We start from the raw sequence: 11,840 nt of genomic DNA, 5'->3' as shown, positions 1-11,840 counted from the left end.
CGGGGCGCGGGCAGGGCCGGAGAACGGGGTGGCGACGGGCGCCGCGGGCCCCCTTGCGCGTCCCTGGACAATGGAAGGCGGTGTGCGGAAGTGGGGCCTTGTGTGGAATCGCCGGCACCCCGCCCCGACACCGAGCGATCCGACAGCCGGGAGGCACCTTCATGACCGAGCCGCATTCGGCTCCCGATCACCGCGACGACCGCGAGGGCGGCCGGGCGCCGCGCCACCGGCGGCCCGCGGCGCTGCTCTTCGAGCCCCCGGGCGCGGCCGCCGACCCCGAGCACTTCTTCGACCTGGAGTCGATGGAGGACCCGCGGCAGCTCCTCAGCCGCTCCACGGAGCTGGCCCTGGCCTTCCGCGCGGCGGCCGACCGGGCGACGGAGTTCCAGGCGATCGCCGCGGCGCAGCTCGCCGATCCCCGGCGGTTCGACCGGCTGCCGGAGGCGGCCGTCGCCGAGCGCGCCGGGTGGTCGGAGGACTACACCCGGCGCATGATCGAGTTCGGCCGCGAGCTGCTCCGCGGCCACGGGCCCACGGCGGGCTGAGCGGGGCCGACGCCGGCTCGGCCCCGCCCCGCGCGGCTCCGGAACAGCCCGGCACTGCCCCGGAACGGCCCCGCGCAGCCCCGGATCGGCCCCGCGCGGCGTCCCGTCCGCGGCGGCCCGTGACCCTCAGGTTCCGCTCCCGCCCGCAAAATTCCGGCAAGGACCGGAAATGGCGGCCCCGGAGCGATAGACATGGACCTCATGAGCGACTGGCAGCCGCGCGCGTGGCAGCACTCCGAAGGACCGAGCAGCTTCGCCCTGTTCCGGGCGCCCGCGGCCGAGGACCCGTCCCTCCTCCCGGCGCGGGCCAACGCCGCCGGGGCGGCCTGGCTGGCCTCCGCCGCCGAGGCCCCGCAGCGGGTGCTCGCGCACTGGTCGGCCCGGCCCGGGGCGCCGGTCCACCTCCCGTGCGGAACGGCGTTCGACGTGGTCAGCGCGCCGGGCGTGTTCGGGCGGCGGATGCTGGACCGGCTGTGGAGCGAGGGCCCGGGCACCGGGCCCGTGGCGGTGCACCGGGGCCGGCTGCTGCTCTTCACCGCGCCCGGCACGGCCCGGCGGCTGCCCGCCCGGCTCGCCGCGGAGGAGTGGGCGGACCTGGTCCCGCCGCTGCTCTGCCACGGCCGGGGCGACATGGTGACCGTCCCCCCACCGGGCCCGCCGGCCCGGGAGGCTTCCGGCACGACCGGCACGACCGGCACGACCGGCATCGATGCGGGTACGGACGGGGCGGCACGGACGGACGGCGGGGCGGAGCCCCCGCCACCGGCACCCGCGGCGGCGGAGACGCACACCGGAGCGACGGCAACAGCCGGGGCCCCGGGCACGGCGGTCACCACCGGCGGGGCGGGCGCGTCCCCCGACGGTCCGGCCGCCCGGGAGGAGACCCCTCCCTCCCTGGCTCCCCCGGCCGACCCCACCCGCCCGGCCCCCACGCGCTGGCTGGTCGCCCCCGACGTGCGGACCCCCTGGCTGCCGGGGGACGAGGCACTGCACTGGGCCTGCGCCCGCGCGGTCCTGGCCGGCGCGGGCCGGCGCGGACCGGACGGGACGGGTGGCCCGGGGCGGGGTCCGGCCGGCCCACTGCTCGCCGGGACGGGCAGCAGGCGGCGCTGAACCTCACCCCCGGGGCGTGCTGCTCCCGGTCTCCGGCCAGGCGATGACGTACTCCGGCCTTCGCACCGGCAGAACAGGAGTTCCCCGGGCTTCTCCCTGGACGGCACCGGGCGGACGTGTCGCGGGCCGCGGGCGTGATCACCGGCCGGGCAGCCGCCGGCTCCGGCCGTCCACCCCGGATCGGGCCGGACGGGTCCACCACCGGACGGAGCGCGACCGGCCCGCCCGCGGGCGCGGACAGGCGCGACGGGGCGCGGCAGGCGTACGAACGGGTGCGGCAGGGGTCCGGACGGCCGATTTTCGTCCACCCGGAGGTGGGTGCTAGGGTTTTTCCCATCGGGCGCCGCTAGCTCAGTTGGTTAGAGCAGCTGACTCTTAATCAGCGGGTCCGGGGTTCGAGTCCCTGGCGGCGTACTCACGGTTCGATACCGTTGACCAAGGCTTTTCCGTTCCGGCGGGAAAGCCTTTCGTCATTCCGGGCCCGGCTCTCCCCCGGCCCCGGCCCGCTCCCCTCTCCCCCGGCCCTCCCCGGAATCCGTCTCCGGATCCGTCCCCGCACGACGCCTCGGGGCCGGGGCCACCCGCTCGAATCCACCCCCACGCCCGCCGGGACCGGGCTCCGGCGTCCGGCCCCGCACACTCCCCGCCCCGCACACTCCCCGCCCCGCCCGGCCCGCACGCCCCGCGCGGCCCGCACGCCTCACAGCACCCTCGACGGTTCCGGCTCCACCTCCACCCGCACCGTCCAGCGGCCACTGGTGTCCGTGCCGAGCACCTCGACACTCACCCCGCTCTCCGGGTCCCGCAGCCGTTCCCCCACGCCCAGCGGCGCGTCCGCGAGCTCGGGGTAGACGGACGCCTCCCAGCAGGCCCCGGAGCGCGGGTGCCCGTCCAGCACCTCGACCGGCCCCTCGGCGGAGGGCGTCTCGCTGTGCACCCGGTAGACCAGTACGCCCTCCGTGCAGGTCGCCGCGTCGTTGCCGGTCGCGGCGCGCGCCTCGACGGCGAGCGCGCGGGTCAGCCCGGTGCGGACCACGATCAGCCGCGGCCCGGCCGGCGCGTTCCGCCCGGCCGGCGCGGAGACGGGGACCAGCAGGTGCGCGCTGCGGCCCGGCTCTCGCACACAGTCGATCTCACCCCGGTCCAGCCAGCCGAGTTTCCACTTGTGCCAGCCGAAGAGTTCCGGGGCGAGTCCGAACTGGCTTCCCATGAGGTCCCAGTCGCCGACGTGGGTGTCCCAGTCGCCCGTGCCGCTCCGCGGGCGGTGGTAGAGGTCCGGCAGGTCGAAGACGTGTCCGGTCTCATGGGCGAGAACGCTGCGGTCCGGGGGACGCTGCTCGAACACGGTGACGATCCGGTGCAGGTCGGTGCCGTCCACCCGCATCGGCTGGTCGAAGTTGACGACCTTGGTCGCGTCGGAGTCCACGCCGGGGGCGTTGGGGTCGGCGACGAGATAGACGATGTCGTAGCGGGAGAAGTCCACCACCCGGTCGACGAGCCCGACGGCGTCGCTGAGGTAGGCGGCGCGCAGCGCGGTGTCCCAGTCCCGCCCTATCCCGTAGGTGGTGGAGTCGGCGGGCATCTCCAGCCAGCGCTTCACCGGGTCCACGCGGAGGCGGAACTTCCCGTACGAGGCGCGCGTGAAGTACTCCGTGGTGTCGGGGAAGTGGTCGGCCACCAGTTCGTCCGGGGTGTCGAGCGGTTCCGCGTCCGGGAAGGAGAGGAACGCCATCACCGCCCGGAGTTCGCCGTGCGGGCGGGGATAGGTGCCGTTCCAGCTGCTCAGCCCCTCGGAGTGGTGAACCGCGCTGCGCGTCAGGGCGCAGGCGTCCGCGAGCGCGTGGGCCGTGGCGGGGCCGGCGACGAGCGAGGTGGCCAGCACGGCCGTGAACGACATCGCGCCCGCCGCCGCCCTGCGGAGCCGTGGGCGCGACCGGCGCGGCCGATCCCCCGTCCCCCCGGACGTCAGCCAGTGCAGCACGTCGGCCTCCCCGGACGTGGGACAGGACACCTGTCCACCTTGCGGGGATATTGACGTACGCAGCCTGTTTCCTTGCTCCGCACGGGTGAGGGAACCGGTATGCCTATACGTAACTCAACGTCACACCTGGGGGGCGCACGCGCCCTGGCCCGGCGCCCGGGCGCAGAAACGATCGGGCCGTCACCCATCCGTACCTATCTCCCTGGGCATCCCTGGGCCGTTCGATGGAAGGAGTCGCCACCAACCTCTATGATCGCCACATTTCCAGCGCGGATCCCCTGCGTCCGGCGGCCGGCGGCCCGCCCGGGCAGGCGGTTTCCGCGACCCTCCAGACGAGCCCCCCGCGGGAGTGAACGGTGAGCGGATCACCCAAGAGGCCAGGTACGGCGCCGGGACTCACCCTGCCGACGTTCACGGAACGTAGCCGTGTCTACCGTCGCTCGCGGGGGGCCCGGGCCGCGCGGCCCCCGGCACCACCGGCCGCGCCCGCGCCCGGCGCGGCCGACCCGTCCGGCCCGGCCGACCGGACGCTCCCGGCCGGCTTCCCCGCGCCCCCGCCCCCGTCCCCGGATGCGCCCGGGGAGCCGTCCGGGGAGCCGTCCGCCGGGCCGTCGGTGGGGCCACCCCTCGGGCCGTCCGGGGAGGCGCCTGCGGAGACGCCGCCGGGAACCTCCCCCGGCGCCCTCCCGGCCGGAGCGCGCTCCGCGGGGGAGACGCCCGCCGGGGCGGCGGCCTCCCCCGCCCCTGACTCCTCCCCCACCCCGGGCCCCCTCCCCCCGGACGCCACCCCCGGCGCGCCCGCCGCCCCCGGGGCGCCCCGCACCGCGACCCCGGCCGAACAGAGTGACTACCGCGCCGCCTTCAACGCCGCCCGCCTGGGCATGGCCGTGCTCGACGACGACGGCGCGGTGGTCACCGCCAACCCCGCCCTGGGCGCGCTGCTCGGCGCCGATCCCGCCCGGCTCGCCACCGAACCCGCCGCCGATCTGCTGAACCTCGGCCACGACGCCCGCACCTGGGCCGCGTACCGGGACGTGCTCACCGGCCGGGGCGGGCGGCTGCGGTGCACGCGCCGGCTCAAGCAGCAGGACGGGCAGCCGCTCTGGGCGGAGGTCACCGTCGACCCGCTGCCGGAAAGCGGGGCGGCGGACGGCGGCCGGCCCCGGGCACTGCTGTCGGTGGCGGACATCAGCGACCGCCGCGGCCTCCAGGCGCGCCTGCGCAAGCTGCGGATGCACGACCCGGTGACCCGGCTGCCCAACCGCGCCCACTTCTTCGAACGGCTGGCCGCCGTCCTGGACCCGGCGGAGCCGTCGGCCGGCACCGGCCGGATCGGCCTGTGCTACCTGGACCTGGACGGTTTCCGGGCCGTCAACGACACCCTCGGGCACCGCGTCGGCGACCGGCTGCTGCACGCCGTCGGCCAGCGCCTGGCGTTCTGCACGGACCGCGCCGGATACGGCCGGCGCGGCGCGCATCTCGTCGCGCGCCTGGGCGGGGACGAGTTCGCCGTCCTCGTCGAGGACTCCACCGGCACGGAGCAGCTCTCCGAGCTGGCCGAGGCGATGCTCCACGCGCTGCGGCAGCCGTTCGACCTGGCGGGGCAGCGGCTGTCGCTGTCGGCCTCCATCGGGGTGGTGGAGCGCGCCGCCGCCGGGACGACCGCCACCGCGCTGATGCAGGCCGCCGACACCACGCTCTACTGGGCCAAGGCCGACGGCAAGTCCCGCTGGACGCTCTTCGACCCCGAACGCAACGCCGACCGCATCAACCGCCAGGCGCTCGCCAGCACCCTGCGGCCGGCCATCGAACGGGGCGAGTTCACCCTGGAGTACCAGCCGCTGGTGAGTCTGGACGGCGGGGTGCTGGAGGGCGTCGAGGCGCTGGTGCGCTGGCGGCACCCGCAGTTCGGCACCCTCGGGCCGAATCGGTTCATCACACTGGCCGAGGAGGAAGGCACCATCGTCGAGCTGGGCCGCTGGGTGCTGCGCAGCGCCTGCCGCCAGGCCCGGCTCTGGCAGTTGCAGCGCCCGCACGCGCCGATCTTCGTCAGCGTCAACGTGGCCGTGCGCCAGATGTGGGACTCCGACCTCGTCGCGGACGTCGCCGCCATCCTCGCCGAGACGGGGCTGCCGCCGCGCCTGCTCCAGCTGGAGCTGACGGAGTCGGCGGTCATGGGCTCCGCCGGCCGCCCGCTCCAGGCACTTCAGGCGCTCAGCGAGATGGGGGTGTCCATCGCCATCGACGACTTCGGCACCGGCTACTCCAACCTCGCCTATCTGAGCCGGCTCCCGGCCTCCGTCCTCAAGCTGGACGGGGAATTCGTGCGGGGGTTCCGGGACCGCGCCCAGGCCAACCCGGCGGACGCCACCATCGTGGAGGCCCTGGTCGGGCTGGCCCACCGGCTGGGCCTGACCGTCACGGCCGAGTGCGTCGAGAGCGCCGACCAGGCGGAGCGGCTGCGCCGCATCGGCTGCGACACGGGCCAGGGCTGGTACTACGCCCGCCCCCTGCACCCGGAACGGGTGTCGTCACTGCTGGACGGGTGACGGCGGGGCGGCGGGGCGGCGTCCGGCGGGGAGGCGGGGCGGCGTCCGGCGGGGGCGCCGGGGGGCCTGACGGACCGTCGCACCGCAGGCGGAACTGCCAGCTCGCGTACCGCCCGGTCCAGGGCCGGTCACCACCTTCACGATTCCGCCGACGCGCCCGCACCACCTGCATTACGGTGTGCAGTCGATCCATCACAGATCGACCGCCGGGTGTGGCGCGGAACGCCGGGCCGAGCAGGCACGACGTCCCCGGCCCCGGCATCAGCACGGGAACGCAGGGCCCCCGGGGCGACCGGCGGCGCCGGCCCCGGGCGCCGGAGGGGAGCCACCTTGCCGCAACGACGCCTCGCGACGAGCCGCAGCCGCGAACCGCGCCACCGGTTCGCCGAGGAGCTACGGCAGTTGCGCGCCCGCAAGGGCGCTACGCTCCGCCAGCTCGGGGAACGCCTCGGCTGGGACCACAGCCTGTTCGGCAAAATGGAGAAGGGGGAGACGCTCGGCAGCCCCGAGGTCGTCCAGGCCCTGGACCACTACTACGGCACCCCCGGAATGCTCCTCGCTCTCTGGGAACTGGCCCGCGCGGACCACACCCAGTTCCGCGAGCAGTACCGCCGCTACATGAAACTTGAGGCGGAGGCCGTCAGCCTGTGGCACTTCGCGGCGAGCGTCCTGCCAGGACTCCTCCAGACCCCGGAGTACGCACGGGAGGTCCTGGCAGCGGGCGGCCTCAAGGGCGATGAGCTGGACCAGCAGGTCAACGCCCGGATGGGACGTAAGGAGTTGCTGGTCCAGGAGGATTCCCCACCCTTCAGGACCATCCTCTCCGAGGCCACACTCCTCACACCGCTCCGGGAAAGAGCCGCGTGGTCGGCACAGTTGGAGCACCTCTCAGCGCTGGCGGACCGCGACAACGTGACGGTCCACGTGCTGCCGAACAGCGCGGGGCTGCACGCGCTGCTGGGCTTCGACCTGTGGTACCTGCTGCTTCCGGACGGCCGGACCGTGGCCTACACCGAGAACGGGTACCGGGGTGAACTCATCGAGGAAACCGCGCCGGTTGTGCGCCTCCAGAAGGCGTACGATTCAGTGCGCGACCTGGCGCTGTCTCCAGCCGAGTCGCGGAAGTTCATCCTGCGGAAGCTGGAGGAAGTGCCGTGCGGATCAACGACCTGAGCGCCGCCTCATGGCGCAAGAGCACATACAGCAACCAGGACGGCGGCGCGTGCGTCGAGGTCTCCGACGACCTCACCGGCGCCGTTCCCGTACGAGACAGCAAGCACGCGCACGGCCCGGTGATCACCTTCCCGTCCGACCACTGGTCTGCGTTCATAGCCGCCGTCAAGCAGGGCCACCTACACGCCTGACCAGACCCAAAGAGCTTGCCCAACCACGACGGCTCCGTGCCTCCGGCCCGAACAGGCTGCACGGAGCCGTCATGGTGACCACTCTCGAACGCGCCCCGAAGCAGGGGTGACCTCTCACCCCGCGGATCGGACTCAGGAAGCTGCGTCTCCCTCCCCAGGTTGCGAGTAGACGCGATGAATACCTTCCGGGTTCAGCAGCACGCTGGTCCAGTCCATCTGCACCCTCGACTCCTCCCAACCCGAACTCGGTTCCCTTTGACGTATCCCGTACCAGGTACACAACACCCCCAGAAATCCTGTCCTCTTGAATCAAACCGTCCAATAATACGAGCCTGAGGGTGGAGCCGGAAGGAGCTTCCATCGCACACGGTCCGCCTCTGGTTTCCCGGAGGGAGCATTGCCGTAGCAGATCCGGTGAGCCCAATACTCAGGAAGTTCGCGCTCGATGAGATCGACTGACCCATCAATTGCTACGTCAGCCACTTCCCATTGATACGTGCCACAGCCTCGGAGTATGACAGGCCAATATTCCCCGCCATCACCTCGATGATCCCCTCAAGGAACTCCACGACCTCTTTGGAGACGGGCATCACAAACACGAGACTTCGCCTCCCGACAAATCATAATTCAGCCACCAGGGACATCACTCACCCGCGCCGGGGCGGACCAGAGGACATCTCGTCCCCACTCCCGTAACCTTCTGATCCAGAACAAACGCTACGCCGTCCTCGACGTTCGGCCCCGAGCTGGAGTCGGGCCAAGTCGCGCGCGGACTGTCTCTGTAAATTCGTCAGGAAAAGGAATATCGGAGCGTTCATCGAGGGATTGAATCGCCTTTCATTCCATTTACCCCTGAGACCGGAGGCGGCGCGCCGTCTCAATATCCTTGCGCAAGGCACTCAAACGCGGAGGCGACCTCGTAGGGTCGAGAACAACCGCATGAAGGAGATCACCAATTTCCGCAGGCTCCACATCATCCCACCATGAAGGATGTTTTGTCTGGTCAATGACCCCGCCCATGCCATCGATGTCTACTTTTAGCCCGAACGGCAGGATTGCCGTGACCACGACATTGATCTCCTGATGTACGTCAAGCAATCTAACCTCTCCCCTCACCCGGAATCCAACTCCCCCCGAGCGTCAACTCGAAAATACGATCCAGCTTATCCACAGGGATGACGAATTCCATCCTGGGATTTCCACTTGGGCCACCCCAGTCGTACACCTTCATGTATCTAGGATCCGTGAATTCTTCAAGGAATTTCGGATGCATGTCATAACGAACCATTCCGGTTGCAAAATTTCGCCCGGTAGGACTTATGTACTCAGCCGCCACACTCCGTTCACCAAAATACACCGAACCGTCAGATCTAAAACCGCCCCCTATGTCTACACCGGCTTGATGGTTGAGCGGGTTCGGCCCATGCGCCAGTTCATATTCAGCGTCCCTCGCCTTCGGCGTCCGATAAATCGGGAATGAATCTGCGCAATCAGGCGCAAGTCCGAGGCGGTTGGTCCAGATGTGAGGGTTCGCCACGTAGGACCACGGGTTTGGCGCCGGCTCGATACCCAGTGGGTCCACAGTGATGTAGCGGGCGGTTTCGGGGTCGTAGTGGCGGAAGTAGTTGTGGTGGAGGCCGGTTTCGAGGTCGTGGTACTGGCCGGGGAAGCGGAGAGGAGTGTAGGCCGTGCTGTCGGTGGACCAGGTGGTGGTGCCCCAGAGGGTGGTGCGGGTGTGCCAGGCGATGTCGCCGGTGGTGTCGATGAGTTCGGTAGGGGTGCCGACGAGGTCGGTGATGATGGCGAAGAAGCGGGTGTCGATGACGTGCTGGGGTGCGTCGGCGGTGGTGATGCGTTCGGTTTGGGTGATGGGGCGGAGGCCGTCGTGGTCCCAGGTGAGGGTGACGGGGTGGGGGAGGGGCGTTTCTTCTGGCGGAGGGTGATGCGGCCCTGGGCGTCGGCGGTTCCATCGCCCGGTACCGCCACGCCCGTCAAGCCGACGTGCGGGCGGGTGCCGTCCCCGTCCCTGGGCCCGGCACCGCACCGCACCGCACCGCACCGCACCGCACCGCACCGCACCGCACCGCACCGCACCGCACCGGGAGAGTCATCCCCGTCCCCCACCTTCCAGGGGCCACGATCAAAGCGGAAGCTTCAGGTCCCCGAAGCCGGCCGGTTCACGGGAATCAGGTCAGATCGTCGTACTCCCCCGCCTTGATCTCGCGTATGAGTTCTCGGAGCGCTTCCGGAGCCGCGGCTAGAACGACGCCGGGCTGCGCGCTCTCCCGGATGCGTACCGTGCCGTCGGAAGCAGCCGCGAAGTACAGGCAGTTCGCACCTTGCCCGCTGTAAGAAGACTTCTGCCACTCAAGTTCTGACACCATTACCCCTTCTCAGAGATCACTCGCCAAGCCGTGAATGAAATTCCGTGATTCGAGCGGCGGCAGAACACAGGACTCCATCCGATCCAGCACCGATCGATATCTCGACAGTTGCGCTTCCGCATCCAGGAACTCGACACCGTGATCCGTGTCGAGTTGCACGGTATCGAGTTGGGGAACGTCCCCCGAGGCGTACACGATGGGCTGCCCCGAGCCCGGGAAGGCTCCCCCGCCGAACGACATCACCACAATAGTGAGTTCGGGTCGCTCGCTCATGGCGACAAGGTGGAGGAGCTGCGCCTTCGTCGTCTCGGGACCCCCGAATCCCATACGGAGAGCGGCTTCGTGCAGGATCGCGGTCATCGGCGCCGGCCTGTCCCTTTCTCTAACCGTTTCCGGATCACGAGACCTTCTACTGCCCTACCGCGCGACACCTTGACCTCAAGATCGGCAACCGAAATCCCCCGTCACGAACCCAGAATCACTTCTTCCCGCCACCTCACATACAGATCGCGCGCATTCTGCTCACCATCGAAGAACGACTCCCAGAACCCCTGCCGAGACCAGGCCGCAGGCTGGATGAGCACACTACCGGGTTCGATGATTCGAAGAATCCAACATTCCGGCATGCGCCGACTCTGAACCTCAAAAAATCGGGATCCAAACATTGCCGGATTTCCGCTGCCACTCTCAACCCGGAAGAAATTATCACCATTCATTTCAGCATAAACTTCCAAGACGGGATACTCCACCCCGGGTCGCAGGGATGAAGGGTGGCTCACATCCGATCCAGCAAGCTCCCGTTTCAGCGTGACGATCATTTTACTCACCTTCGATTCATTACCGATTTATAATCTGAGTCGAACGCAATTTCCCCTGTTTTGACATTATGATAGAAGTGCACCTGGAAATCCCCGTAAGGACTTTGATGGGTAGGCGTAGAGTACTTACCCCAATCCGCCATTGAACTTCCGTCGACTGTCAGGTGGCTGATGACATGAGGGTTATCCAGCAGCCGTCCAGGGATAATCAAATCTGATTCACCCACAACCTGCTCGGCCAACCTACCGTCAGGAGTGAAGACGGACTGGGCGGAGCGTACCCGAATGTCGTCGCCAAGCTTCTGGCCTTCAGCAGTACCCGCCAGAAAATTGCCATTGGCATCCTTGCCGTGTACACCCAATCCATTCAGACATTTAGGCGCCAGCCCTTCTGGATCTACTGCGACATGCGGGTTGTGGACGTACGTTGCCGGGTTGGGGGCTGGGGTGAGGCCGAGGGGGTCGATGCTGGTGTAGCGGGCGGTTTCGGGGTCGTAGTGGCGGTAGTAGTTGTGGTGGAGGCCGGTTTCGGGGTCGTGGTATTGGCCGGGGAAGCGGAGGGGGGTGTAGGTGGTGCTGTGGCGGGGCCAGGTGGTGGTGCCCCAGAGGGTGGTGCGGGTGTGCCAGGCGATGTCGCCGGTGGTGTCGACGAGTTCGGTGGGGGTGCCGACGAGGTCGGTGATGATGGCGAAGAAGCGGGTGTCGATGACGTGCTGGGGTGCGCCGGCGGCGGTAATGCGTTCGGTTTGGGCGATGGGGCGGAGGCCGTCGTGGTCCCAGGTGAGGGTGACGGGGTGGGGGAGGTCGGGGGAGGTGGTGGTTTGTTCGGCGAGGGTGGTGCCGTCCCAGGTGAAGAGGGTTTCTTCGGCGGTGGTGCCGTCGGGGGTGAGGCGTTGTTTGGCGGTGCGGCGGCCGAAGGGGTCGTAACGGTAGCGCCAGTGGGTCCCGTCCGGGGTGACCACGGCGGTGAGGCGGTCTTCGGCGTCCCAGTGGTAGTGCCAGGTGTCGGGGGTGCGTGAGGGGCGCTTCTTCTGGCGGAGAGTGATGCGGCCCTGGGCGTCGTGTTCGTAGCGGATGTGGCCGGCT

General features: G+C 69.8%; 10 protein-coding genes, 1 tRNA gene and 2 pseudogenes. 6 read left to right on the top strand and 7 right to left on the bottom strand.

The features are described from left to right. The first annotated feature begins 161 nt into the window (after positions 1-161). From HCK00_RS18545 to HCK00_RS18535, 3 genes are all read left to right on the top strand, one after another. Positions 162-545, top strand: coding sequence for a DUF8844 domain-containing protein (locus tag HCK00_RS18545; protein ID WP_168103122.1), 384 nt, complete (start codon positions 162-164; stop codon positions 543-545). Between the two features lie 201 nt (positions 546-746). Continuing rightward, entirely contained in the window at positions 747-1,658 is a 912-nt protein-coding gene (locus tag HCK00_RS28755) for a bifunctional DNA primase/polymerase (protein ID WP_168103121.1), read from the top strand. A 340-nt stretch (positions 1,659-1,998) separates the two neighbouring features. After that, positions 1,999-2,072, top strand: a tRNA-Lys gene (locus HCK00_RS18535). Positions 2,073-2,358: 286 nt separating this feature from the next. Here HCK00_RS18535 and HCK00_RS18530 read toward each other — a convergent pair. Beyond that, complete coding sequence (locus HCK00_RS18530; RefSeq protein ID WP_168103209.1) at positions 2,359-3,555, bottom strand: M6 family metalloprotease domain-containing protein; 1,197 nt, start codon at positions 3,553-3,555, stop codon at positions 2,359-2,361. 698 nt (positions 3,556-4,253) lie between these two features. On the opposite strand from HCK00_RS18530, the gene HCK00_RS18525 reads away from it, so the two are divergent. The 3 genes from HCK00_RS18525 to HCK00_RS18515 all read left to right on the top strand — a co-directional run bounded on the left by HCK00_RS18525 (position 4,254) and on the right by HCK00_RS18515 (position 7,552). After that, positions 4,254-6,188, top strand: coding sequence for a putative bifunctional diguanylate cyclase/phosphodiesterase (locus HCK00_RS18525; RefSeq protein ID WP_168103120.1), 1,935 nt, complete (start codon positions 4,254-4,256; stop codon positions 6,186-6,188). A 330-nt stretch (positions 6,189-6,518) separates the two neighbouring features. Beyond that, positions 6,519-7,361, top strand: a complete 843-nt coding sequence (locus HCK00_RS18520; protein ID WP_168103119.1) for a helix-turn-helix domain-containing protein — start codon at positions 6,519-6,521, stop codon at positions 7,359-7,361. Further along, positions 7,343-7,552, top strand: a complete 210-nt coding sequence (locus HCK00_RS18515) for a DUF397 domain-containing protein (protein ID WP_168103118.1) — start codon at positions 7,343-7,345, stop codon at positions 7,550-7,552. Before HCK00_RS18520 ends, HCK00_RS18515 begins: the two co-directional genes overlap by 19 nt. Before the next feature lie 846 nt (positions 7,553-8,398). Here the strand turns inward: HCK00_RS18515 and HCK00_RS18510 are convergent. The 6 genes and pseudogenes from HCK00_RS18510 to HCK00_RS18485 all read right to left on the bottom strand — a co-directional run. Further along, the gene (locus tag HCK00_RS18510) at positions 8,399-8,650 is read right to left on the bottom strand and encodes a hypothetical protein (protein ID WP_168103117.1); all 252 of its coding nucleotides are present in this window, start codon (positions 8,648-8,650) and stop codon (positions 8,399-8,401) included. Between the two features lie 364 nt (positions 8,651-9,014). After that, positions 9,015-9,470, bottom strand: a pseudogene (locus tag HCK00_RS27760) (RHS repeat-associated core domain-containing protein); the annotation flags it as partial. Positions 9,471-9,738: 268 nt separating this feature from the next. Continuing rightward, positions 9,739-9,936, bottom strand: coding sequence for a DUF397 domain-containing protein (locus tag HCK00_RS18500; RefSeq protein ID WP_206320571.1), 198 nt, complete (start codon positions 9,934-9,936; stop codon positions 9,739-9,741). Between the two features lie 9 nt (positions 9,937-9,945). Next, positions 9,946-10,311, bottom strand: a pseudogene (locus tag HCK00_RS18495) (Scr1 family TA system antitoxin-like transcriptional regulator); the annotation flags it as partial. 89 nt (positions 10,312-10,400) lie between these two features. Then, complete coding sequence (locus HCK00_RS18490; RefSeq protein ID WP_168103114.1) at positions 10,401-10,754, bottom strand: hypothetical protein; 354 nt, start codon at positions 10,752-10,754, stop codon at positions 10,401-10,403. A 5-nt stretch (positions 10,755-10,759) separates the two neighbouring features. Next, on the bottom strand, positions 10,760-11,840 hold a 1,081-nt coding region (locus HCK00_RS18485), incomplete at its 5' end, for an RHS repeat-associated core domain-containing protein (protein ID WP_168103113.1).

Origin of the sequence: Streptomyces zingiberis (genome assembly GCF_012034935.1) — a bacterium.
In the GTDB taxonomy this organism is placed as follows: Bacteria; Actinomycetota; Actinomycetes; order Streptomycetales; family Streptomycetaceae; genus Streptomyces; species Streptomyces zingiberis.
Note: the sequence above shows the minus strand (reverse complement) of the source record. Positions and strands in the feature narration are given on the sequence as shown.